This window comes from Streptomyces sp. HNM0574 (assembly GCF_012726235.1).
Lineage (GTDB): Bacteria > Actinomycetota > Actinomycetes > Streptomycetales > Streptomycetaceae > Streptomyces.
On the sequence record NZ_JAASAH010000025.1, the window covers coordinates 23,948 to 46,787 of the forward strand.

A 22,840-nucleotide genomic window follows, 5' to 3' on the forward strand; every position below is an offset into this window, starting at 1 on the left:
CTTGGGGGCGCTCCGGGGGACGCCTTCGGGGCCCGGGCATTCCCCTGCCCGGGTCCCCTCCCCGGTCACGTACCGACACCGCTCGCACCGACCGAGGACGCCATGCCCGCCGTCACGGCCCCGCCCCAGCCCCAGCCCCCGGCCGGCTCCGGAAGACCAGGCAGTTCCGGCAGCGCCGACGGTTCGGGGGCGCGGCGCGGGCCCACCCGGGGCGCGGCGGTGCGACGCACCGCGCTGCTGCTCGCCGCCGCCCTGCTGCTCGCGGTGTCCGTGCTGCTCAGCCTGGCGCTGGGCGCCCGCTCCATACCGCCGGCACAGGTGTGGGACGTGCTGGTGCAGGGGCTCGTGCACGGCGACGCCGGGGCCGCCGGGGACAAGGCGGCCGAGGTCATCTGGTCGCTGCGGCTGCCGCGCACCGTCGTCGGACTGCTGGTCGGCGCGGGGCTCGGGCTCGCGGGCACGGTCATGCAGGGCCTGACCCGCAACCCCATCGCCGAACCGGGCATCCTCGGCATCAGCCAGGGCGCCTCGGTCGGGGTCGTCCTGGCGATCGCCTTCGCGGGCGTGCACACCCTCGCCGGGTACGTGTGGTTCGCGTTCCTCGGCTCGGCCGTCGCCGGGGTCGCGGTGTACGCGATCGCCGTGCGCGGGCGGGGCGGCGCGACGCCGGTGAAGCTGGCGCTGGCCGGGGCCGCGGTGAACGCGCTGCTGGTCTCCGTCATCTCCGGCGTCCTCACCACCCGCGCCGCGACGCTGGACGAGTTCCGGTTCTGGCAGATCGGCTCGCTGGCCGGGCGCGGACTGGACGTGGCCGGGCAGATCTGGCCGTTCCTGCTGGCCGGGCTGGTGCTGGTGCTGTCCGTCGCGCGCGGGCTGGACGCGCTCGCGCTGGGCGAGGACGTGGCGAAGGGCCTCGGCCAGAACGTCGCCGCCGTCCGGATCACCGGCGGGCTCGGCGCGACGGTGCTGACCGGCGGCGCCGTCGCCGCCGCCGGGCCGATCGCCTTCGTCGGCCTCGCCGTCCCGCACCTCGCCCGCGCCCTCGTCGGCACCGGGCACCGCTGGCTGCTGCCGATGGCGGCGCTGCTCGGCCCCGTCATGCTGCTCGTCGCGGACGTGGTGGGGCGGCTGGTGCTGCCGCCGGGCGAGGTACCGGCCGGGGTGATGACGGCCCTGATCGGCGTTCCGTTCCTGGTCACCCTCGTCCGCCGGAAGGCGGTGGCGGCATGACGCTCCGCGCTCCCTCCCCCGCTCCCGCCGCTTCCGGTCCGCGGTCCGGCACGGCTTCCGGTTCCGGGCGGTCCGCGGTGCCCGCCGGGTACCTGGCCGTGCGGGCCCGGGACGCCTCGTTCCTGGTGCACCGGCGGTCGGCCGCCGTCGTGGGCGGGCTCCTCGCCCTGCTGCTCGCCGCCGTCGTCGCGAACCTGACGCTGGGCGAGTTCACCGTCTCCCCGGCCGAGGTCGTGAAGGTGCTGCTCGGGCTGCCCTCCCCGGACCAGCTCGTGGTCGGGACGCTGCGGCTGCCCCGGCTGGTGGTCGGGCTGATGGTCGGCGCCGCACTCGGCGTCGCGGGCGCGCTGATCCAGACCGTCGCGCGGAACCCGCTCGCCAGCCCCGAGATCATCGGCGTGACGCACGGCGCCTCGGCGGTGACCGTCGCCGGGATGACGTTCGGGATCACCTCGTACGCGGTGCTGCCGTACCTCTCCGTCGCGGGCGGGGTGCTGGCGGCCGCGCTCGTCTATGTCTTCGCGTGGCGCGGGAACCTGCACGCCACCCGCTTCGTGCTGATCGGCATCGGCTTCGCCGTGGCGCTGCGCTCCGTCACCCAGCTGTTCCTGACCAAGGGCGACCATCTCGTCGCGCAGCAGGCCAAGGTGTGGATGACGGGCTCGCTCAACGGGCGCGGCTGGGAGCAGGCCGGGCCGCTCGGCGTCGCGCTGCTGCTGTGCCTCCCGCTGGTGCTGTGGGCGGCCCGCGCCCAGCGCAACGTCACCCTCGACGACGGCACCGCCACCGCGCTGGGCGTGCGGCTGGGCCGGACGCGGCTGGGGCTGGTGGTGACCGGCGTCGTCCTCGCCTCGGTCGCCACCGGCGCCGCCGGTCCGGTCGACTTCGTCGCCCTGCTGGCGCCGCAGATCGCCCGGCGCCTCACCCGCACCGCGCAGATCCCGCTGCTGTCCTCGGCGCTGCTCGGCGCGTTCATCGTGACGCTGGGTGACCTGCTGGCGCGGCAGCTGTTCTCGCCGACCGAACTTCCCGTGGGTGTGCTGACGGCAGCGGTCGGCGCCCCGTACCTGATCTGGCTGATCGTCACCAGCAGCAGTCGTCCCGGAGCGCAGGCATGACAGACACCACCCCGCCCACCCTCAGCACGCCGAGCGCGGACGCGCCGTCCGCGCAGGCTCCGGCGACGCGGCTCGCGGCGCGCGGGCTCACGCTCGCCTACGGCGACCGCCCCGTCGTGGACGGCCTCGACCTGGACGTGCCGGACGGCGCCGTCACCGTCGTCGTCGGGCCGAACGCCTGCGGGAAGTCGACCACGCTGCGTGCCCTCGGGCGGCTGCTCGCGCCCCGCTCCGGGTCCGTCCTGCTCGACGGCGAGGAGCTCTCCCGCGTCCCGACCCGGCGGATCGCGCAGTCCGTCGGGCTGCTGCCGCAGGCGCCCGTCGCGCCCGAGGCGATCACCGTCGCCGACCTCGTCTCGCGCGGACGGCAGCCGCACCAGCGGTGGTGGCGGCAGTGGTCGGAGGCGGACGAGCGGGCCGTGGCGGACGCGATGGAGCGCACCGACGTCGCCGCGCTCGCCGACCGCCCCGTCGACGAGCTGTCCGGCGGGCAGCGGCAGCGCGTCTGGATCGCCATGGCGCTCGCGCAGGAGACGGAACTGCTGCTGCTCGACGAGCCGACCACCTACCTCGACATCGCGCACCAGGTCGAAGTCCTCGACCTCGTCCGGCAGTTGAACCACGAACGCGGCCGCACGGTGGTGATGGTGCTGCACGACCTGAACCAGGCCGCGCGGTACGCCGACCACCTCGTCGCCATGCGGGACGGCCGGATCGCGGCCCAGGGCCCGCCCGCCGAGGTCGTCACCGCCGGGCTGATGCGCGAGGTCTTCGGGCTCGACTCGGTGGTCGTGCCCGACCCGGTCACGGGGTCGCCGCTGGTCGTTCCGGGGACCCCGTGGTCGGCGAACGGTTCCGGTTCCGGGCCGGCCGAAGGTTCCGGTTCCGCCCCGTCCCCCGCTATGTCACCCCCCACGCCGTCCGACACCCGCTCCGGAAAGGCCCGCCCATGAGTCCGCTGACGCCCCCCGAGTCCGCCCACCCGTCCCGTTCCTCCGCTTCCCGCCGCCGCCTGTTCGTGGCGGGCGCGGTGGCGCTGTCCGGTTCGCTGCTGCTGTCCGCCTGCGGTGCGGGCGGTGACGGCGGCGCGGGCGCGGAGAAGAGCGCGGGCGGGACGCACCCCGTGAAGACCGTCAAGGGCTTCGTATCGGTGCCGAACCACCCGAAGAAGGTCGTCGTCCTCGACACCGCCGAGCTGGACTCGGCGATCACGCTCGGCGTGAAGCCGGTCGGGGCGACGCGTGCCGACGTCGGCACGTCCTTCCTCAGCTACCTGTCGAAGGACCAGGTCAAGGGCATCGAGAACGTCGGCACCATCGGCGACCCGAACCTGGAGAAGATCGCCGCGCTCCAGCCCGACCTGATTCTCACCAACGCCGAACGCGACGCGAAGAACTACGACAAGCTCAAGGAAATCGCGCCGACGGTCATGACGAAGACGACCGGCTACCCGTGGAAGGACAACTTCCAGGTGCACGCCGACGCGCTCGGCAAGAAGAAGGAGGCCGAGAAGACCGTCGCCGACTACGAGAAGCGCGCGAAGGACGTGCGCGCGGCGCTCGGCGGCGAGAAGGAGACGAAGAAGCTGGAGACGAACGTCGTCCGCTTCGTCGAGGGCGCGGACACCCGCGTCTACGGTCAGAAGAGCTACATCGCGACGGTGCTCGGCGACGTGGGCCTGGGCCGCCCGCAGTTCGCGCGGGACGCCAAGGGCTTCGGCGGCCTCGGCACGGACATCAGCCCCGAGAACATCGACAAGGCCGAGGCCGACGTCGTCTTCTACACCTCCTACGGCGACGCCGCGAAGTCCGGCGAGACGAAGACCGTCAAGGGCCCGCTGTGGAAGGGCATCACGGCCGTCGAGGAGGACCGGGCCTTCCACGTCGACGACGAACTGTGGATCCAGGGCATCGGCTACACCGCGGCAGGCAAGATCCTCGGCGAGATCGAGGAGGACCTGGGGGGCTGAGGGGCGCTTGCGGCCCGGGCCCGAGTCTCCTGTCCGACGATCCGGCTCAGAGGTCGTCGGGCAGGAGGCGGAAGGCGTGGTCGCCCGTCAGGGGCGTGATCGCGCGGAAGTCCCGGCGGTCGAGCGTCAGCACGGCCTCGGTTTCGTACGCCTCCGCCAGGACGACGTTCACCGCGTCGGTCAGGTCCAGCCGCAGCGCGGCGTAGCGCCCCTGTACAGCCCGGGCCCCGCGCATGCGCGCGGCGGACAGCGGAGGGACGGCCACTCGTCCGCTCCGTTCCTGCGCCAGCAACCAGTCGTTCACCGCATGCGCGGAACGACGGTCCACGTTCCGCGTGGTGATGTGCTCGATCTCCAGCAGCACCAGGGGCGAGACGACGAGCAAGGCCGCGGCACGCATCGCGGCGCGGGCCGCGGCGTGTTCGTGATCCGCGGAGTTCAGGGCGGCGACGAGGCCCGACGTGTCGCCGATGACGATCACTCGGTGTCCGCCCGGGTGTCTGCGTCCCCGTCGGTGCCCGTCACAGCGTCCGACACCGCCCGGTCGATCTCGTCAGCCGTCACCGGGTGTCCGAAGTCGAGGGCGGGGATGTCCCACTCCTCGTCCCATCGCTGCGAGCGGAGCGCCACCAGGTGGAACGCCTCCCGGAAGTACTCCGACTCCGAGCGTCCCTCCCGCGCCGCGGCCTCCTTGACCTTGGCCAGGTCCTCCTCGTCGACCATGACGGTCGTCCTCTTCAGAGCCATGAGGTTATGGTACCGGCACCATAACCTCCTGTGCCGGGTGGCTGTCAGGCCCCCGGGGACGGGCGGCGGGCGCGCCAGAGGAGGTAGAGGGCGCTGGCGACGGCGGCCACGCGGAGGAGGGTCGGGAGGGCGTCCGTCAGGGCCTGGAACAGGGCCTCGCCGCCGCCCTTCGCGCGCTCGCCCCCCTGGCTGTCGAGCTGTCCCCACAGCCACACCGCCGTGGCGGCCGCGACGAGGCCCGGCATGCCCGCCGCCGCCCACTTCGCCTCCGTGCGGCTGAGCTTCGGCGACCACCAGGCCGCGAGCCAGCCCAGGCCGAGCGGCAGCAGGGAGCCCATGACGGCGCCCGCCAACAGCAGTGCTGCGGCGGCGAGTTCGACGAAGCCGCCCGCGCGGGGGCCGGCCGCCGCTCCGGCGGGGCGGAGCCCGGCCGTGAGCCTGGCCAGCGGCGAGCGCGGGGCTTCCGGTTCCGCTGCGGGCTCGTCCTCCGCCTCGGCGTCCCCGGCGTCCTCTTCGTCCCGCTTCGGGGGCTTGAGGACCTCGGGGATCTCGATGCCGCCGGTGAAGCCGGGCACGGCCTCGCCCAGGCCGCCGTTGCCGCCGCCCTCGGCGTACGGGGACGGGTCGAGCCGCCACCAGTCGGGGTTCGACTCCTCGGGGCCGAGCTCGTCGATGCCCGCGAGGTGCGGCGGGTTGGCGCCGCCGGGGCCGCTGTTGAAGCCCCCGCCGTGCGGCGTGGGGCCGGCCGGGGCCTCCGGTTCCGGCTCGGTCCGCGGGCGCGGTTTGCGGAGGCTGGGGCGCACCCGCTTGCGCAGGCTCGGGCCCTCCCCGTCCCTGGGTGCGGGGACCTCCGGGCCGGAGTCCGCGCTCCCCTCCCGCTGGCCGGGGACCTGCGGCGGGGCCGCCTCGTACCCCGGCACGGACTCGGGCCCCGGCACGGACTCCGGGCCCGGGACCGACTCGGGGCCCGGCACGGACTCGGGCCCGGGCACCGCGGCCTCCGGCCCGTCGCCCTCGCCCGGGGCGGGGACGGGGTCGGGGTCGGGGGTGCGTACGGGCGCGGGGGCGCGGGCCGGGCCGTGGGCCGCGACGAGTTCCTCGGGGGTGCCGAGCCGCTTGAGGATCTTCCGGACGGCCGGTTTGCTCCGGGCGCCGCCCTCCTCGGCACGCATCCGGTCGATGCGGCCGCGCAGCTCGCCCACCAGCCGGGCACGCTCGCTCGCCGTCATCGCCGTGCCGTGCGCCAGGTCCCCGACCCGGCTCAGATAGTCGAATACGAGCTGATCGCTCTCGATCCCCACCAAGTCCCCAACGGCTGCTCGCTGTTGCACCACCGCACCGCCCCGGCCTCATCCCCGCGGCTGCGCCACCGCACGACCGTACCGGCCCGTGGTCGCCCGTGGACACCCGCTGCCGGACGGCGAGCCCGTACCCCCCGCGCCCGCCCGCAGGGGGTCACACCCGCCGTGGCCCGGCTACCGTGTGACGGATGAGCACCGAGCACAGCGACGGCCCCCCGCGTTCCGCACCGCGCACGCTCGCCGACGACCTCCGCGCCCGCGACGACGCGGCACTCGCCGAGCTGCTGCGCACCCGGCCCGACCTGCTCTCGCCGGTGCCGGGCGACCTGACGCAGCTCGCCACCCGCGCCGGTACCCGGGCCTCCGTCGTCCGGGCCGTCGAACGGCTGGACCGGTTCGCGCTCCAGACCGCCGAGGCGCTGGCCGTCGCCCCCGACCCCAGCCCGTACGCCACCCTCGCCTCCCTCCTCACCGGGGACGACGGGGACGGCGGGGAGGACGCCGAGACGCGAGCCGCCGTCGCCGAGCGGCTGCCGGACGCGCTCGCCGCGCTGCGCGCGCAGGCCCTGCTGTGGGGCGGCGGCGACCGGCTCCGGCTCGTCCGCACCGCCCGCGAACTCCTCGCCCCGGGCCCGTCCGCGCCCTCCCCCACCGGGCTCGGGCCGACGCTGGCCGAGGCGACCTCCGGCATGTCACCGGGGCGGCTCCAGGAGGTGCTGGCGGCCGTCGGCCTGCCGGGCACGCACGACCCCGTGAGCGCCCTCACCGCCCTCACCGGACTCTTCGCCGACCGCGCCCGGCTGACCGCGCTGCTCGCCCAATCCCCGCCCGGGGCACGGGAGATGCTGGAGCGGCTGCTCTGGGGCCCGCCGTACGGAACGATCGGCTCCGCCGAGCCTTCGCCGCCCGTCGCGTGGCTGCTGGAGCGGTGCCTGCTGGTCCGCTCCGGCCCCGGCACGGTCGTGCTGCCCCGCGAGACGGCGCTCAGCCTGCGGTCCGGGCGCGCGCACCGGCACCTGGAGCCGGTGCCGCCCGCGCTGGAGGTGCGCCGCGCCCACCCGGTGGCGACGGCGGACGCGACGGCGTCCGGACAGGCGTTCACCGCGCTGACCACCGTCGAGGAGCTGCTCGCGCGGTGGGAGGAGGAGCCGCCGCCGGTGCTGCGCGCCGGCGGCCTCGGCGTACGCGAGCTCAAGCGCACCGCCACCGCCCTCGACCTGCCCGAGCCGACCGCCGCCTTCTGGATCGAACTCGCCTACGCGGCGGGCCTGTTGGCCTCCGACGGCGCGGCGGACGAGGCGTACGCGCCGACCCCCGCCGCCGACGAGTGGCTGCGGCTCACCCCCGAACAGCGCTGGACGCGGCTGGCCACGGCCTGGCTCGCCGGCACCCGCGTCGCGGGCCTCGCGGGCGGCCGGGACGCGAAGGGCCGCAGCCTGTCCACCCTGGGCCCGGGGCTGGACCGCGGCCTCGCCCCCGACGTCCGGCTCCGCACGCTGCGGCTGCTCGCCGGGCACGTCGAGGCCGGCACGGCGCCGACCCGCGAATCCGTCCTCGCCCGGCTGGGCTGGGAGGCCCCGCTCCGCGGCGGCGCCCCGCGCACCGACCGCGAGGAGGGCGACGGCGAACCCGCCCTGCGCGACCGGATCGCGAGCTGGTCACTGGACGAGGCGGAACTGCTCGGCCTCACCGGCCGCGGCGCCCTCGCCTCCTACGCCCGCCCGCTGCTCCCGGAACCGGACGACGCCGCCCAACGGGCCGCCGCCGCAGGCGAGTCGGCGTCCCGCACCGGAAAGCGGAAGCCCGGCGCGCAGAGCCGCGCCGCGGCCCCCGCCCCCGCCGGCGACCCGGACGAGGCCGCCGCACGGCTCGCCCCGCTGCTGCCCGAACCCCTCGACCACGTCCTCCTCCAGGCCGACCTGACCGCCGTCGCCCCCGGCCCGCTGAAGCGGCCCCTCGCGGACGTGCTCGGCACCCTCGCCGACGTCGAGTCCAAGGGCGGCGCCACCGTCTACCGCTTCACCCCCGACTCCGTCCGCCGCGCCCTCGACGCGGGCCGCAGCGCCGCCGACGTGCACGCCTTCCTGGCCGCGCACTCCACCACCCCCGTGCCGCAGCCGCTCAGCTACCTCGTCGACGACGTCGCCAGGCGGCACGGCCGCGTCCGCGTCGGCGCCGCCTCCTCCTACGTGCGCTGCGACGACGACCAGGTGCTCGCCGAGATCCTCGCCGACCGCCGCGCCGCCGAACTCCGCCCCCGGCTCCTCGCCCCGACGGTGCTCGCCTCCCCGCTCCCCCCGGACCGGCTGCTGACCCGCCTCCGCGAGATGGGCTACGCGCCCGCCGCCGAGACCGAGGAGGGCGACGTGCTGATCGCCCGCGCCGAGGCCCACCGCACCCCGCCCCGCGCGGCCCCCGACCCCGTCCCCGACGGCCCGCCCGTCCCCGACCCGGCACTCCTCGCCGGCGCCGTACGCGCCATCCGCGCCGGCGACCACGCCGCGGCCGCCGCCCCGCCCGACGCCGCCCGCAAGGCCAAGGCCACCCGGAACGCCGCACCCCCCGGCGGCGGCCTCCCCCGCACCACCTCGGCCGACACCCTCGCCACCATGCAGACCGCCGCCCTCACCGGCACCGCCGTCTGGTTCGGCTACGTCAACGCCGACGGCGCCGCCTCCCAACGCGTCATCGCCCCCGTCCGCGTCGAAGGCGGCTTCGTCACCGGCTACGACCACACCGCCGACGAAATCCGCACCTACCCCCTGCACCGGATCACGGGGGCGGCGGAGGTGGAGGAGGGGTGAGGGGGGACGTTCCGAGGAGTTCGGTGCTCCGCTGACGGCCCGGCCCCAGATCCCCGGCGATCCGAGCGGACTCCCCGGCGCGGGCACCGTCCGTCACCGGCTCCCGCCGTTCCGTCGACCGAGGCCGCCCCCGCCCACCCATCCTGCACACTGGACATTTGGCCGTTCCCGCCCCCGTTCGGTCGGGGCCGGTGGGGAGGGGCCGTGAGATGGAGGGAGAGGCGCGTGGCCGGTGGGCCGTTGATTGTGCAGAGTGACAAGACGCTGCTGCTCGAGGTCGGTCATGAGCAGGCCGACGAGTGCCGGCGCGCGGTCGCGCCGTTCGCCGAGCTGGAGCGGGCGCCCGAGCACATCCACACGTACCGGCTGACGCCGCTGGGCCTGTGGAACGCGCGTGCCGCGGGGCACGACGCGGAGCAGGTCGTGGACGCGCTGGTGACGTACGCGCGCTACCCGGTGCCGCACTCCCTGCTCGTGGACATCGCCGAGACGATGGACCGGTACGGGCGGCTGCGGCTGCTCAAGCACCCCACGCACGGGCTGGTGCTGGAGAGCAGCGACCGGCCGGTGCTGGAGGAGGTGCTCCGGTCGAAGAAGATCCAGCCGCTGGTGGGCGACCGGATCGACGAGGCGACCGTGGTCGTGCACCCCTCCGAGCGCGGCCAGATCAAGCAGACGCTGCTGAAGCTGGGCTGGCCCGCCGAGGACCTGGCCGGGTACGTGGACGGCGAGGCGCACCCGATCGAGCTGGACCAGGGCGACTGGTCGCTGCGCCCCTACCAGGAGCAGGCCGTCGAGGGCTTCTGGCACGGCGGCTCCGGTGTGGTGGTGCTGCCGTGCGGCGCGGGAAAGACGCTGGTCGGCGCGGGCGCGATGGCGAAGGCGCGGGCCACGACGCTGATCCTGGTGACGAACACCGTCTCGGCGCGGCAGTGGAAGTCGGAGCTGGTGAAGCGTACGTCGCTGACCGAGGACGAGATCGGTGAGTACAGCGGTACGCGGAAGGAGATCCGGCCGGTCACGATCGCCACGTACCAGGTGATCACGACGAAGCGGAAGGGCGTCTACCCGCACCTGGAGCTGTTCGACTCCCGCGACTGGGGTCTGATCGTCTACGACGAGGTGCACCTGCTGCCGGCGCCGGTGTTCAAGTTCACCGCCGACCTGCAGGCGCGGCGGCGGCTCGGCCTGACGGCGACGCTGGTGCGGGAGGACGGCCGGGAGTCGGACGTGTTCTCGCTGATCGGCCCGAAGCGGTTCGACGCGCCCTGGAAAGAGATCGAGTCGCAGGGCTACATCGCGCCCGCCGACTGCGTCGAGGTCCGCGTCAGCCTGACCGACTCGGAGCGGCTGGCGTACGCGACGGCCGAGGCGGACGAGAAGTACCGCTTCTGCGCGACGACGGACAGCAAGCGGCGGGTCACCGAGGCGCTGGTGCGGCAGCACAGCGGTGAGCAGACGCTGGTGATCGGCCAGTACATCGACCAGCTGGACGAGCTGGGCGAGGACATCGGCGCTCCCGTGATCAAGGGCGACACCAGCAACGCGCAGCGCGAGAAGCTGTTCAACGCCTTCCGCGAGGGCGAGTTGACGTGCCTGGTGGTGTCGAAGGTCGCGAACTTCTCGATCGACCTGCCGGAGGCGACGGTCGCGATCCAGGTCTCGGGCACCTTCGGCTCGCGGCAGGAGGAGGCGCAGCGGCTCGGCCGGGTGCTGCGGCCGAAGGCCGACGGGCACGAGGCCCGCTTCTACTCGGTCGTCGCCCGCGACACCATCGACCAGGACTTCGCGGCGCACCGCCAGCGCTTCCTGGCCGAGCAGGGCTACGCCTACCGGATCGTCGACGCGCACGACCTGCCGGAGGGGTCGCCGGACTGACGGTCCTCCGGTTCCGCCCGCCGCCGGGGTTCCGGTTCCGGCCGGGTGCGGCGCAGGCACAGCGGGACGGCGGCGAGCAGGACCAGGCCGAGCAGCGGGTAGGGCGAGGCGAGGGGCTGCTGCCACCAGGACAGGTGCAGATCCAGGTCGCCTTCTTTGGGCAGCAGCCACATGCTGCGCGCGGTGAACAGCACGGTGAGCGCGGCGGCGAGGGCCGTACGGGCCCGGCCGGCCGTCGTCCAGGTGAGGACGATCAGCGGGACGCACCAGACCCAGTGGTGCGACCAGGAGATCGGGGAGACCAACAGCGCGGTCACCGCCGTCAGTTGGACGCCCCACGCGTCGTCGTACCGCAGGCTCACGTGGCGGGCCAGCAGCAGGCCGGCGAGCGCGACCACGGCGGCGGGGACCAGCCAGAGCAGGCCGGGGTGGGCCGCGTGGTCGAGGCGGGCGACGAGGCCCTGGAGCGACTGGTTGTCGACGATCCACGCCTTGCCGACGCGGGAGGTCTCCCACAGCCGCCGCGTCCAGAAGTCGACGCCCGCGCCGGGCAGGAAGGCCGCGCCCAGCACGACCGTCCCCGCGAACCCGGCGACCGCCGTGAACCCCTCGCGCACCCGCCCGGTCAGCAGCAGGTGGACGGCGAAGACGGCGGGGGTGAGCTTGATGCCGGCGGCGACGCCGATGGCCAGGCCCTTGCCGCGCGCCCCGTCGGGGCGGCCCAGGTCCCACAGCACCAGGCAGGCCAGCAGCAGGTTGATCTGCCCGAACACGAGGGTCTGGAAGACCGGTTCGAGCCACAGACCGAGCGCCGTCGCCGTGCACAGCACGGGCAGGCTGCGCGCGGCGCCCGGGCGTCCGGCGGCGCGCAGCGACAGGTGCACGAGGAACGCGAGGAGCGCCGCGTTGCCCGCCGCGAAGAGCACCTTGACCGCCGCGAGCGGCAGCAGCGCGAAGGGCACGAAGAGCAGCGCGGCGAACGGCGGGTAGGTGGCCGGGAGTTCCCACTCGGTGACGGTGAACCCGTACAGGTCGCCGCCGTCCAGGACGGCCTGCCCCTCGGCGCGGTAGACGTGCACGTCGGCCATGGGGACGCGCAGGGCGACGCAGAGCGCGGTGAACGCGGCGAGGGAGAGGGCCAGCAGCCCGGCGGCGGCCCAGCCGGCCCGTCCCCGCCGAAGTCCGCCGCGCCAGGGGCCGGTTCCGGTTTCGTCCGCCGTTCCGGTTCCGGTTCTGGTCCGGTCCGGCGGGGGTGTGCTGTCGGCCTTCGTCACCCGCGTCGCCTCCGTCCGGCAGGGGTCATCCGCTCCGGCGGGCCAGGCTAGCGGGAGCCCGGCCCGCTTTCAGCACGGCAAGCGCGGCCTGCGCGGCGAGCTCCGGCCGAAGGCGTACGTGACCGGCCGCGGTGTTGACGTCGCGGAGTCCGACGTCGCCCTGGAGCGCGGCGGCCTCGGAGCCGAGCTCCTCGATCTGCCCGACGACTCCGCCGGCGGCCCCGTCGGCACCCAGTTCGCGGGCGCACGCGCCACCTGTTCCACGGCTGCCGCCCGCGACCAGCGCGGTACGCCCTTCGGGCAGACGGGGCGCCGCCACGGACGAGGTCATGCGGCTCCCCGGGGATCGCTTCGGACGCCGGGCACGGACCGCCCGGACGGATGGGCCCGTGCCGCTGAACTCCAGCTCCGCCGAGGGCCGTTGGGGCACGGGACGGGGCCGCGCGCGGGACCCGGGCATCGGAGGAGAGCCGTCCGATACCCGGGTCCTTCGATACAAGATCCGGGCAGCCGCCGGCCGCACGTACCGGCGGAAAAGGGTTCGCCCCGGAACGTGGAGGCGGCGTACACTCCCGGGCCTTGCCTCCTCCCGCGCCGCATCCGGCCGGCAGGACCCCGGCCGCACGGAAACCGGCCGGCACCTTCGCGTACCCCTCGGCCGCACGACGGCCGCCCGCCGACCACGCGTTCCGACGCGTCCTGCCCGGAGGCAGCAACACCGTGAGCACCGCGCCCGCGCACGCCCACCCGTCCGACCCCGACCCCTACGAACCCGGCCCGCCCGGCACCGACCCGCTGGAGACCGAACGGGCCCACCTCGCCGCCGCACGCGCCGCCCTCCGCGCCATGCGCGAGGACGCCGAAGCACTCGACACCAGCGACGTCGCCACGGACTGGGTGAACGCCGCGATCCTCCGCTCCGACATCGACGCCCGCATCCGCGCCCTCGCCGACCTCAGCGACACCCCGCTCTTCTTCGGCCGCCTCGACTACCTCGACCACCGGACGCACACCGGCACCGAGGACGAGAGCGCCGACGGCACCTCCTTCCACATCGGACGACGGCACGTCCACGACGCCGAGGGCGACCCGATGGTCGTCGACTGGCGCGCCCCCGTCTCCCAGCCCTTCTACCGCGCCTCCGCGAAGGACCCCCAGAACGTCGCCCTCCGCCGCCGCTTCGGCTACGCGGGCGGACGGATCACCGCCTACGAGGACGAGCACCTCAGCGATCCGGGCGAGGCCGCCCGCTCCTCCCGGCTCCTCCAGGAGGAGATCGAGAAGCCGCGCGTCGGCCCCATGCGGGACATCGTCGCGACCATCCAGCCCGAACAGGACGAGATCGTCCGGTCCGGCATCGAGGGCACCGTGTGCGTCCAGGGCGCGCCCGGCACCGGCAAGACCGCCGTCGGCCTGCACCGCGTCGCCTACCTGCTCTACACCCACCGCGAACGGCTGGCCCGCACCGGCACCCTCGTCGTCGGCCCGAACGCCTCCTTCCTGCACTACATCGAGCAGGTCCTCCCCGCACTCGGCGAACTGGAGGTACGGCAGGCCACGGTGGACGAACTCGTGGCCCACGTCCCGGTACGGGGCACCGACAGCCCCGCCGCGGCCCGCCTCAAGGGCGACGCGCGGATGGCCACCGTCCTGCGCCGCGCCGTACGCGCCGGGGTGACCCCGCCGGCCGAAGCCTGCGTCGTCGTACGCGGCTCGCGCCGCTGGCGGGTACCCGGGTACGAACTCGCCGAACTCGTCGAGGAGTTGCTCAGCCGCGACATCCGCTACGGCGCGGCCCGCGAGGCACTGCCGCAGCGCATCGCGCACGCCGTGCTGACCCGGATGGAACAGGCCGGCGAGGCGCCCGACGACCGGGTGCAGGACGCCGTCGCGCGGAACGCCGCCGTCAAGGCCGTCGTCAAGACCGCCTGGCCCGCGGTCGATCCGGCGAAGCTGGTGCTGCGGCTGCTCTCCGACCCCGAGTTCCTGGCCACGCAGGCCGAGGGCGTCCTCGACGCGGACGAGCAGCGGCTGCTGCTGTGGGAGAAGCCCGCCAGGGGCGTGAAGTCGGCCCGCTGGTCGGCGGCCGACGCCGTACTCGTCGACGAGGCAGCCGACCTCGTCTCCCGCACCGCCTCGCTCGGCCACGTCGTCGTCGACGAGGCCCAGGACCTCTCCCCCATGCAGTACCGCGCCGTCGGCCGCCGGTGCAGCACCGGCTCCGCGACGGTCCTCGGCGACATCGCGCAGGGCACCACCCCGTGGGCGACGGCGAGTTGGCGCGAGGCGCTGCACCACCTCGGCAAACCGGAAGCCGTCGTCGAGGAGCTCACTCAGGGCTTCCGCGTACCGCGCGAGGTCATCGCGTACGCCTCCCGGCTGCTGCCCGCCATCGCGCCGGGGCTGCGGGAGGCCACCTCGGTGCGTGAATCCGCGGGCGACTTCGCCGTACGGACCGTACCCGACGGGGTCCTCACCGACGCCGTCGTGCACGCCTGCCGGGAGACGCTGGAGCGGCGCGAGGGCTCGGTCGGCCTGATCGCGGCCGAGTCCCGGCTGCCGGAACTGGCCCACGCGCTGGACGCCGCCGGAATCCCCGTCCTCGCGCCCGGCGAGGAGACCAGCGAACAGCGCCGCCTCACCCTCGTCCCCGCCACCCTCGCCAAGGGCCTGGAGTACGACTACGTCGTCCTCGACGAACCGGACGCGATCGTCGCCGCGGAAGCGGAGGCGCCGGACGGGGCCGGGCCCCGCACCGGGCTGAGGCATCTGTACGTCGCACTCACCCGCGCCGTCTCGGGCCTGACGATCCTGCACAGCCAGCCGCTCCCGGAACCGCTGCGGGACACCGGAGCGGAGTCTTGACTTGAAGTGACGTTCAACTCCTAACGTCCGAGGTGCAGTTCCACACCGCGGACCACAGGAGCACCCCATGAACGACACCACCCGCCCCACACTGAGCACCGACCCCGCCGCCCAGGCCGCGGCCGAAGAAGCCGCGGCCCGCTTCGCCCAAGAACTCCAACGCGGACTCGACACCGGCGACGCCGACATCTTCGACGGCCCCTTCGCCGCCGACGTCCTCTGGGGCAGCCCCTACGGCGCCACCCTCGACCACTACGCCGAACTCAACGCCACCCACCACCGACTCCTCGCCGCGGAAACCGCACCCCCCTCCCGCTTCGACGTCGTCGCCGTACGCGCCCCCGCCCCCGGCGTAGCCCTCGCCCACATCCGGCGACAGGCCCAAGACCCGGACGGATTCTCCGAGATGGCGCTGTACACCCTCGTCGAACGAGACGGTCGGTGGTGGCTCGCGGGGGCACAGAACACGCCGATCGCGGTGGGAGCTTGAGGGGGGGCGGGGGGCCGCCCCCCTCCCCCCCCTCCCCCCTCCCCCAGTGCCCCCGTCTACCAGTACCCCCCGTCCGTCCACCCCTCGAAGGTCGCTGCGTCGAGGGGGTCTTCGGCGTCGTGGGGGGTCAGGCCTTCGGTTCGGTAGGTGCCGCGGAGCCAGCCGAGGAGCATGTCGGTGAGGCCGCGGTCGAGTGGTGGTCCTTGGTCGGCGTGGCGGGGCCAGAAGACGAGTGGCCAGTCGTCGGGGTTCTTTTCGGTGGTGAGCCAGCCGAGTTCGTCGCCGTCGACGGAGTTGGCGAAGGGCAGGAAGCCTCCGGGCTCGGGCCAGACGGCGAGGGGGTACCACTCGGGGAAGTCGTCGCGCAGTGAGCGGTACGCCTCGGTGATCTCGGTGAGGTGGGAGGCCATGCGTCGTTCGCCGGTGCGGAGCGGGGTGAGGAAGCGCAGCCAGCCGGCCCAGCAGCCGGCGCCGTATTCCTCCATGAGTGCCGTGTATTCGCCGGGAAGTGCGGTGCCGAGTTCGTCGAAGAGCGCCTGCCAGGCGTCTTTCGGTTCGGTGGTGCCGTTTCCCAGGTAGGGGCGGTCGGGTGGCGGGCAGAGCAGGCGGAGTGCTTCGAGTCCGGTACCGGTTTCCAGTGCGTGGCGTCGTTTTTCGCCGGTGAGCCGGGGCGGTTCGGGTCGGGGCGGGGTCCAGGGGCGGACGGCTGCCAGGTAGGCGGTGCGGGCGACGGTGCCGCGCAGCGGGCCGATCAACGGGCCTGGTGGTGTGGGGACTTCGTCGGGTGCCCGGACGGTGTGCCGCAGGTAGCCGGTGAGGTTGAGGTCGTAGTGGTGCCAGGGTTCGAGGCCGCTGCCGGGGACGGCGCCGAGGTGCCGGACGACGACGGGCCAGGCGTCCGGGTTCTCGGAGGCTGAGGTGTCCCAGAACAGCAGGTCGCTGCCGCGGCTTTCGCCGAAGGCGAGCAGTCCGCCGGGGGCGGGGTGGAGGGCCGGGTGCGGGTGTTCCGGTTCGTGGCCGTCCTGTCCCGCGTGGTCCTGGGCTTCGTTGTCCTCGGCGCGGACGCGGCGGCGTACGCCGTGCAGCCAGGTGCCGTAGTCGAAGCGCTCGCCCTGGGCGCAGGGGACGTGGATCCACAGGTATTCGCCGAAGTCCAACGGGCCGTAGGTGTCGGCGAGTTGTTTGTAGTCTCCGGGGAGTGGGAGTCCGAGCCATTCCTCCACTTCTGCCCAGTCCACCCCGACGGGTGCGGGCGGGCGTTCGTGGTTCACCTCCGTGTATTCCGCGACGTCCACGTATGCGCCGACCTCCACAGTCCAGCCCCTCCCCGATGTGCCGTCGACCGGCCGCTCCGTCATTCCCCGGCTCCCTTGCCGTGGGTGACTGATCCTTCCGGGATCATGGAAGCGGCCTGTGACACCGCCGTGGGCGCCGACCGGGTGTGGTGCGGCGCGTGTTGGCGGTTGTCGTGTGTCCACCCAATCGTCGGGAGCGACAACCGTCCACACCCTGTGGAAAACCCGCCGTGCACCACAGGTCGCGCGGGTAACTCCATTACTCGTGCGGGTGACGGTGGGCGGGGTGGTCGCCAACCTCCGTACCTGCCGGCCGTGTTCGTCGCGTTTCTCAGGTTCACCGGGTTCACCGTTTCGTCCCCTTCGTCGCGTACACCGCAGTAACGCGGGCGGTGCACCGAGGTGATGGCCGGTCACCCGAAGATGTCATCCACGCGGTGCGTGCCCCTTCTCCACCAGGCCCCCCGTGGCCCTGGTGGAGAAGGAGCCGCAGTCGTGCCGGGAGGGTCAGTCCCAGCTGCCGTGGCGGAGGTGCTTCCAGGTCGTGGGGCCGACGACGCCGTCGACGGCGCGCTTGCCGCCGACCTTCTGGATCTTCTTGACGGCCCTCTCGGTCCCGGCTCCGAAGACGCCGTCGACGGAGACCGTTCCGGCGACGGGCTTCCAGCGCTTGTTGACCAGGCACTGGATCTCCTTCACCGCCTTGGTGTTGCCGCTGCCCCGGGCGATGACGGCCTTGTTCCCCTTGTAGTGGCCGCAGTAGCCGGAGACGGCGGTGGTCGCGGCCGTCCCCTTCCCGCCGGCCCCTTCTCCGGCGGTGGCCGTGGGGGCGACGAGTCCGACGCCCAGTCCTCCGGCGAGGAGGGCGGTGGCACCGGTCAGCGCGAGGCGCTTGTACTTCTGCATGACGTTCGGTCCTTCCCCGTGCACGTCGGCGTGCACGTCCCGGATGCGCATACGGTCGGCGTCCGCGGGCAGGAGCGGCAGGGCGTTCCCCCGTGCCGGCCGCTCCCGCCGTGGACGTTCCGATCGTGCGCCGTTCCGCGCCCCGGGGCCCAGCCCGTCGGCCGTGCCTGGGAGAGCGGGGGACGTTCCACCCTCCGGCCTGCGGGGATGCCGGTGCGGACGTCGCCGGCCGGGGACGCGGTGGGACGCCCGTCAGGGAACGGGCGGACCGGGACCGGGATTCCACACCCTGTGGACAAGCTCAGATCCCCGTCCCTCCGTCGACCGCCTGGCGCAGGAGGTCGGCGTGGCCGTTGTGGCGGGCGTACTCCTGGATGAGGTGGAGCATGATCCGGCGGAGGGACATCTCGGGTGCGCCTTCGCGGCGGCGGGCCGTGGTGTCGAGGGACGGTACGGCGGGCTCGATGCGGCGTGCGGCGGCGACTTCGGCGTGCCAGGCCGCGAAGGCGTCCTCGCGGGTGGCGTCGGTCGCGTCGTAGGCGGCCTGGAAGTCGCCCTCGTCGGACCAGACCAGGGGCAGGTCCTCGGAGTTCAGCACGCGGCGGAACCAGACGCGTTCGACCTCCGCCATGTGCCGGACGAGGCCGAGGAGGGAGAGGTCGGAGGGCGGGGCCGCCTGGAGGCGGAGCTGTTCGTCCGTCAGGCCCTCGCATTTGAGGGCGAGGGTGCTGCGGTGGAAGTCGAGGTAGCCGCGCAGGCTTTCGCGTTCGCCGCCGGTCAACGGCGGGTCGGTGCGCGGGAGAAGTAAGGACCGTTCCCCGGCCGCGGTGTCGTGTTCAGGGTTCACGCACCCCTCCTACCTCCGGTCCTTCCGACGTACACCGCGCGGCGTACGGGCGAGTCACAACTCGCGCAGGAGTACACATCCGACGCACAACGGGCGGCACCCACAAGCCGTGCACACAATCCGTACGAACAACTCACGGCATCCGCGCGGAGCTTGGGCCATGGCTGTGCGCGGTCCGCGTGCCTCCGTCCGACCTCCGTGAGCCGCGTGACGCGGGGTGCTGAGCAGGGCGCATGGCGGACATGTCCCGGTATCACACCGGCAGGATGTGACCGGTGCCCTTGGCACTCTGTCCCCGGACCACAGGTATCACGGCTAACGTCAGGTGAGGAGACAATGTCCTGACGGCAGTTGAGCGGATGAGGTCGAGGGGGATCGCCCGGCATGAGCATCGGCGGCGACGGGTTCGGCGAGCGTGAGCGTACGGGCGAGGACGGCCCGGCGTACGGTCACGGCTCCGGCCGGCTCACTACCCGCACCCACCTCCCCGAGGGGGAGGGCGGTGGCAGACCACCCGCCAAACCGGCGCGCAGCCTGGTCACCGTGGTGGGCGTCGTCGTCCTGCTGATCGCGGCGATCGCCTTCGCGAACCAGAGCGGTGACAGCACGGAGAAGGCGGGCGAGGAGCCCGGCAAGAACGCCGAGCAGGCCCGCCCGACGGCCCCCACCGGCGAGAAGCCCGTGGACAACCCGGGCGGAGGCATCCCCTCCGGCTTCCCGCACACCCGCCAGGGGGCGGAGAGCGCGGCGGCGAACTATGCGGTGGCGCTGGTCTCCTCCGACATCATCAAGCCGGGCACCCGTGACGGCGTCGTCGAACAGGTCTTCACCGCCTCCGAACAGACGGAGATGAAGGCCAAGTTGGACAAGGCGTACGCCCCGTCGTTCCTGAAGAAGCTGGGCCTGGACGAGAACGGGACGGCCAAGAAGGGCACGTACATCTCCCGGACGGCCCCCGTCGGCACGAAGGTGCTCGACTACGGGAAGCGGACGGCCGAGCTGGAGGTCTGGTGCACGGGCGTGTTCGGCACCGCGGGTGAGGGCTCGACCAACCCGGTGGCCAGCGACTGGTTCACGATGCGGCTGAACCTCCAGTGGTCGGACGGCGACTGGAAGGTGCAGGGCTTCAGCCAGAAGGACGGCCCCGCCCCGGTGGAGGGCGACAACAGGGCCTCGAGCGCGGACGACATGGCCGCCGCGGTGGAGGAGTACGGAGGGTTCACCTATGCCCGCTAATTCCCGACGGCGCACGGCCACGGTGCTGACCGCGCTGGGCGGCGTCCAGGCGGCCCTCTTCGCCGCGGCCACCCGCGCGACGGCGGCTCCGGAGGACGACTGCAGCCTCTATGTGGGGCAGGCCAAGGAGTACTGCGAACGCGGGGACAACGGAAGCAGCGGCGGCGGGAGCGGGAGTCCGGGCTCCAGCGTCACCGACTCCCTCGACCCCCTCCAGTCGCTGGCCAAGGGCTGCGCGGAGGCGGCGGCGTGGACGGTGAACAAGCTGGCGGATCTCGTGAACGCGACCACCAAGGTCGACTTCACCAATCCGGAGTTCCTGCGCCAGTACGCCGTGGTGTTCGCCGCGTCGACGATCCTGACGCTGACGCTGTGGCTGCTGGCCGTGGCGAAGCGGGCGATCCGCGGGGTGCCGCTGGTGGAGGCGCTGACGGAGGCCATCGGGTTCCTGTGGCTGACGGTGCTGGCCTCGGCGTTCACCCCGTTGATCCTGCACACGCTGGTGTCGGCGACGGACGCGGTGACGGAGGTCGTGGCCTCGGGCACGGCGGAGCAGACGGACAACTTCTTCGGCACGTTCTCGGAGGCGCTGGAGAAGGGCGAGGACATCGGCGGCGGCCCGATCATGCTGATCGTGGTCTCGCTGATCTCGGTGCTCGCCGCGGGCGTGCTGTACATCGAACTCGTGGTCCGCGCGGCCCTGTTGTACGTGGGCGCGCTGCTGGGCACGGCGGTGTACGCGGGCATGGTGGACAAGAACCTGTGGGGTCACGTCCGCCGCTGGGCCGGGATCATGGTGGCGGTGATCCTGGTGAAGCCGGTGATCGTGATCGTGCTGGGGCTGGCGGGCGCGCTGTCGTCGGCGGAGGGGCCGAACGCGTTCTCGGCGATCGTGTCGGGGCTGGCGATCATCCTGCTGGCGATCTTCGCCAGCGCGATGATCTACCGCTTCGTGCCGGGCTTCGGTGACGAGATCGTCAACCAGCGCAATTCCAGCCGCGATCCGGCGTCCCGTTCGGCCGCCGCCGTCGTCTCGTCCCCCGCCGCGCTCGTGAGGCAGGGCATCAACACGCACAGCGCGCGCGGCAACGCCGGAGGCTCCGCTTCCGGGGGTTCCGGCGGCGCGAACCCGGGCAACCCGGCGGCGGGCGGTGTCGCGGCGCACGCCTCCCGCGGCTCCGGCGGCGAGGGCGCCGCGGCGAAACCGCCGCCGCCTCCGCGCGCCCCCGAGCGCCCGTCCGCCGGCGGCGCGGCCGGTTCGCAGACCCCGCACAGCAGCCGCGCGCCGCGGTCCGGCGGGGGTGAGCGCGGGTGACGACGCCGACGCAGGCCACGGGGCTGCACGCGCCCCGCCGTACGTACATGGTCGGCCGGGCCAGGCCGAACGCGCTCATCGGCAAGAACCGGGAGAACGGCGAGATCGTGCTGATCATCGCCGGTGCCTTCCTGGGCATGATGTCCGGGCTGCTGATCCCGGTGCTGTCGTTCCGTATCCCGGCGCTCGTCGGCTTTCCCATGCTGGCGCTGGCGGCGGTCTACGTCCCGTACAAGGGGCGGACGTTCTACAGGTGGTACGAAATCAACCGCTCGTACAAGCGCATGGTGCGCAAGGGCTCGCACGTGTACCGGAACGGCGCCGCGGAGGCGGGTGTCCGGCTGGACGGCCGGGAGGTGGAGATCGGCCCGCCGCCCGGCGTCGGCCGGATCACCTGGCTGTCGGCGCCGTTCGGCCCGGACGAGCTGGCGGTCCTGCTGCACGCCGACCGGCGCACGGTCACGGCCGTCGTGGAGATCGAGGGCCCGGGGGTGGGCCTGCGGGACAGCGAGGACCAAGAGGCGCTGGTCGACCGGTTCGGCACGCTGCTGAAGCACGTGGCGAACGGCGACGGTTTTGTCACCCGGCTCCAGATGCTGGCCCGTACGCTGCCCGCCGATCCGGACGCGCACGCGAAGGACGTGGAGCAGCGCGGTGACGCGACGGTGGCGCCGTGGCTGCGGGAGTCGTACGACCAGCTGCAGTCGATGGTGTCCACGTCCAGCGAGCAGCACCGCGCCTATCTGGTGGCCTGCATGCCGTACGGGCGTGAACTGGCCGCGGAGGGCGCGACGATCGCGAAGGCGGCGCGGCGCAGCGCGGGCCGGAAGGTGTCCAGGGACGAGGGCCTGGCGATCATCATGGCCCGTGAGCTGACGGACATCTGTGCCCGGCTGGCGGAGGCCGACATCCGGGTGCGGCAGCCGCTGGGGCAGGCCCGGATGGCGTCGCTGATCCACTCCATGTACGACCCGGACCATCCGATCGACCATCTTCAGGCGATGTCGAAGCGGAACGCGTGGCCTGCCGAACTGGACGCCATGGAGCCGACGTTCCTCCAGGCGAAGACGCGGGAGTCGGTGACGCGAGAACCGTGGTGCCACTCGACGGCGTGGGTGAAGGAGTGGCCGATGACTCCGGTCGGGGTCAACTTCCTCGCCCCGCTGCTGGTGCACACCCCGGACGTGATCCGGACGGTGGCGGTGGCGATGGATCTGGAGCCGACGGAGCTGGCCATCGAACGCATGCTGACGGAGAAGACGAACGACGACGCGGAAGCGAGCAGGCAGTCGAAGATGAACCGCACCGTGGACCCGCGCGACATCGCCGCGTCGGGCCGGGTGGACCAGCGCGGCGAGGACCTGGCGTCCGGCGCGGCCGGGGTGAACCTCGTCGGGTACATCACGGTCTCGTCGCGTTCGCCGGAGGCGCTGGCGCGGGACAAGCGGACGATACGGGCTTCGGCGGGCAAGAGCTATCTGAAGCTGGAGTGGTGCGACCGGGAGCACCACCGGGCGTTCGTCAACACACTGCCGTTCGCGACCGGCATCCGCTGAGGGAGTTCC

At 73.7% G+C, this 22,840-nt stretch carries 19 protein-coding genes; 11 read left to right on the top strand and 8 right to left on the bottom strand.

What is annotated here, in order from left to right:
• Nucleotides 1-102: 102 nt before the first annotated feature.
• Genes HCC30_RS27490 through HCC30_RS27505 form a run of 4 tightly spaced genes read left to right on the top strand, consistent with a single transcriptional unit; the run spans nt 103 to nt 4,317 of the window.
• Nucleotides 103-1,230: an iron ABC transporter permease gene (locus HCC30_RS27490; RefSeq protein ID WP_169445623.1), complete on the top strand. Its 1,128-nt coding sequence runs from the start codon at nt 103-105 to the stop codon at nt 1,228-1,230.
• Nucleotides 1,227-2,348: an iron chelate uptake ABC transporter family permease subunit gene (locus tag HCC30_RS27495; protein WP_169445624.1), complete on the top strand. Its 1,122-nt coding sequence runs from the start codon at nt 1,227-1,229 to the stop codon at nt 2,346-2,348. The genes HCC30_RS27490 and HCC30_RS27495 overlap by 4 nt, the downstream gene beginning before the upstream one ends.
• Nucleotides 2,345-3,301 carry an ABC transporter ATP-binding protein gene (locus HCC30_RS27500; protein ID WP_169445625.1) on the top strand — a complete coding sequence of 319 codons (957 nt, stop codon included), beginning with the start codon at nt 2,345-2,347 and terminating at the stop codon, nt 3,299-3,301. Before HCC30_RS27495 ends, HCC30_RS27500 begins: the two co-directional genes overlap by 4 nt.
• Nucleotides 3,298-4,317, top strand: a complete 1,020-nt coding sequence (locus HCC30_RS27505) for an iron-siderophore ABC transporter substrate-binding protein (RefSeq protein ID WP_169445626.1) — start codon at nt 3,298-3,300, stop codon at nt 4,315-4,317. Before HCC30_RS27500 ends, HCC30_RS27505 begins: the two co-directional genes overlap by 4 nt.
• 46 nt (nt 4,318-4,363) lie before the next feature.
• On the opposite strand, the gene HCC30_RS27510 is transcribed toward HCC30_RS27505, so the two are convergent.
• Genes HCC30_RS27510 through HCC30_RS27520 form a run of 3 tightly spaced genes read right to left on the bottom strand, consistent with a single transcriptional unit; the run spans nt 4,364 to nt 6,365 of the window.
• Nucleotides 4,364-4,798 carry a PIN domain-containing protein gene (locus HCC30_RS27510; RefSeq protein WP_169445627.1) on the bottom strand — a complete coding sequence of 145 codons (435 nt, stop codon included), beginning with the start codon at nt 4,796-4,798 and terminating at the stop codon, nt 4,364-4,366.
• Nucleotides 4,795-5,064, bottom strand: coding sequence for a ribbon-helix-helix protein, CopG family (locus tag HCC30_RS27515; RefSeq protein ID WP_169445628.1), 270 nt, complete (start codon nt 5,062-5,064; stop codon nt 4,795-4,797). The genes HCC30_RS27510 and HCC30_RS27515 overlap by 4 nt, the downstream gene beginning before the upstream one ends.
• Nucleotides 5,065-5,108: 44 nt before the next feature.
• Nucleotides 5,109-6,365: a hypothetical protein gene (locus HCC30_RS27520; protein ID WP_169445645.1), complete on the bottom strand. Its 1,257-nt coding sequence runs from the start codon at nt 6,363-6,365 to the stop codon at nt 5,109-5,111.
• A gap of 188 nt (nt 6,366-6,553) precedes the next feature.
• Between HCC30_RS27520 and HCC30_RS27525 the strand changes: the two genes are divergently transcribed.
• Both HCC30_RS27525 and HCC30_RS27530 read left to right on the top strand, forming a co-directional pair.
• Complete coding sequence (locus HCC30_RS27525; protein ID WP_169445629.1) at nt 6,554-9,169, top strand: helicase C-terminal domain-containing protein; 2,616 nt, start codon at nt 6,554-6,556, stop codon at nt 9,167-9,169.
• Nucleotides 9,170-9,394: 225 nt separating this feature from the next.
• On the top strand, nt 9,395-11,047 hold the full coding sequence (locus HCC30_RS27530; protein WP_169445630.1) for a DNA repair helicase XPB: 1,653 nt from the start codon (nt 9,395-9,397) through the stop codon (nt 11,045-11,047).
• On the opposite strand, the gene HCC30_RS27535 is transcribed toward HCC30_RS27530, so the two are convergent.
• Both HCC30_RS27535 and HCC30_RS28330 read right to left on the bottom strand, forming a co-directional pair.
• Nucleotides 10,999-12,192, bottom strand: a complete 1,194-nt coding sequence (locus HCC30_RS27535; RefSeq protein WP_277348102.1) for a glycosyltransferase 87 family protein — start codon at nt 12,190-12,192, stop codon at nt 10,999-11,001. The genes HCC30_RS27530 and HCC30_RS27535 overlap by 49 nt on opposite strands.
• A 154-nt stretch (nt 12,193-12,346) precedes the next feature.
• Nucleotides 12,347-12,652: a hypothetical protein gene (locus HCC30_RS28330; protein ID WP_206324405.1), complete on the bottom strand. Its 306-nt coding sequence runs from the start codon at nt 12,650-12,652 to the stop codon at nt 12,347-12,349.
• Between the two features lie 464 nt (nt 12,653-13,116).
• Between HCC30_RS28330 and HCC30_RS27545 the strand changes: the two genes are divergently transcribed.
• Both HCC30_RS27545 and HCC30_RS27550 read left to right on the top strand, forming a co-directional pair.
• Nucleotides 13,117-15,186, top strand: a complete 2,070-nt coding sequence (locus HCC30_RS27545) for an AAA family ATPase (protein ID WP_240979951.1) — start codon at nt 13,117-13,119, stop codon at nt 15,184-15,186.
• A gap of 67 nt (nt 15,187-15,253) precedes the next feature.
• Nucleotides 15,254-15,676: a DUF4440 domain-containing protein gene (locus HCC30_RS27550; protein WP_169445631.1), complete on the top strand. Its 423-nt coding sequence runs from the start codon at nt 15,254-15,256 to the stop codon at nt 15,674-15,676.
• A 56-nt stretch (nt 15,677-15,732) separates the two neighbouring features.
• Here HCC30_RS27550 and HCC30_RS27555 read toward each other — a convergent pair whose 3' ends face one another.
• From HCC30_RS27555 to HCC30_RS27565, 3 genes are all read right to left on the bottom strand, one after another.
• Complete coding sequence (locus tag HCC30_RS27555) at nt 15,733-17,034, bottom strand: SMI1/KNR4 family protein (protein WP_169445632.1); 1,302 nt, start codon at nt 17,032-17,034, stop codon at nt 15,733-15,735.
• Nucleotides 17,035-17,478: 444 nt separating this feature from the next.
• Nucleotides 17,479-17,928: a peptidoglycan-binding domain-containing protein gene (locus HCC30_RS27560; RefSeq protein ID WP_169445633.1), complete on the bottom strand. Its 450-nt coding sequence runs from the start codon at nt 17,926-17,928 to the stop codon at nt 17,479-17,481.
• Between the two features lie 250 nt (nt 17,929-18,178).
• Nucleotides 18,179-18,724, bottom strand: a complete 546-nt coding sequence (locus tag HCC30_RS27565; RefSeq protein ID WP_169445634.1) for a DinB family protein — start codon at nt 18,722-18,724, stop codon at nt 18,179-18,181.
• Nucleotides 18,725-19,108: 384 nt separating this feature from the next.
• On the opposite strand from HCC30_RS27565, the gene HCC30_RS27570 reads away from it, so the two are divergent.
• From HCC30_RS27570 to HCC30_RS27580, 3 genes are read left to right on the top strand one after another with little or no spacing between them, the layout of a single operon-like run.
• The gene (locus HCC30_RS27570) at nt 19,109-19,960 is read left to right on the top strand and encodes a hypothetical protein (protein ID WP_169445635.1); all 852 of its coding nucleotides are present in this window, start codon (nt 19,109-19,111) and stop codon (nt 19,958-19,960) included.
• Nucleotides 19,950-21,275, top strand: a complete 1,326-nt coding sequence (locus tag HCC30_RS27575; protein WP_169445636.1) for a hypothetical protein — start codon at nt 19,950-19,952, stop codon at nt 21,273-21,275. Before HCC30_RS27570 ends, HCC30_RS27575 begins: the two co-directional genes overlap by 11 nt.
• A 47-nt stretch (nt 21,276-21,322) precedes the next feature.
• Nucleotides 21,323-22,831: an SCO6880 family protein gene (locus HCC30_RS27580; protein ID WP_169445648.1), complete on the top strand. Its 1,509-nt coding sequence runs from the start codon at nt 21,323-21,325 to the stop codon at nt 22,829-22,831.
• Nucleotides 22,832-22,840 lie beyond the last annotated feature (9 nt).

Excerpts from the sequence above, each read along its gene's own strand:
- HCC30_RS27555 (WP_169445632.1), bottom strand. The coding sequence starts at position 17,034 with ATGACGGAGCGGCCGGTCGACGGCACATCGGGGAGGGGCTGGACTGTG.
- HCC30_RS27515 (WP_169445628.1), bottom strand. The coding sequence starts at position 5,064 with ATGGCTCTGAAGAGGACGACCGTCATGGTCGACGAGGAGGACCTGGCC.
- HCC30_RS27550 (WP_169445631.1), top strand. The coding sequence starts at position 15,254 with ATGAACGACACCACCCGCCCCACACTGAGCACCGACCCCGCCGCCCAG.
- HCC30_RS27500 (WP_169445625.1), top strand. The coding sequence starts at position 2,345 with ATGACAGACACCACCCCGCCCACCCTCAGCACGCCGAGCGCGGACGCG.
- HCC30_RS27580 (WP_169445648.1), top strand. The coding sequence starts at position 21,323 with ATGGTCGGCCGGGCCAGGCCGAACGCGCTCATCGGCAAGAACCGGGAG.
- HCC30_RS27570 (WP_169445635.1), top strand. The coding sequence starts at position 19,109 with ATGAGCATCGGCGGCGACGGGTTCGGCGAGCGTGAGCGTACGGGCGAG.
- HCC30_RS27505 (WP_169445626.1), top strand. The coding sequence starts at position 3,298 with ATGAGTCCGCTGACGCCCCCCGAGTCCGCCCACCCGTCCCGTTCCTCC.
- HCC30_RS27495 (WP_169445624.1), top strand. The coding sequence starts at position 1,227 with ATGACGCTCCGCGCTCCCTCCCCCGCTCCCGCCGCTTCCGGTCCGCGG.
- HCC30_RS27560 (WP_169445633.1), bottom strand. The coding sequence starts at position 17,928 with ATGCGCATCCGGGACGTGCACGCCGACGTGCACGGGGAAGGACCGAAC.
- HCC30_RS28330 (WP_206324405.1), bottom strand. The coding sequence starts at position 12,652 with ATGACCTCGTCCGTGGCGGCGCCCCGTCTGCCCGAAGGGCGTACCGCG.
- HCC30_RS27575 (WP_169445636.1), top strand. The coding sequence starts at position 19,950 with ATGCCCGCTAATTCCCGACGGCGCACGGCCACGGTGCTGACCGCGCTG.
- HCC30_RS27525 (WP_169445629.1), top strand. The coding sequence starts at position 6,554 with ATGAGCACCGAGCACAGCGACGGCCCCCCGCGTTCCGCACCGCGCACG.
- HCC30_RS27490 (WP_169445623.1), top strand. The coding sequence starts at position 103 with ATGCCCGCCGTCACGGCCCCGCCCCAGCCCCAGCCCCCGGCCGGCTCC.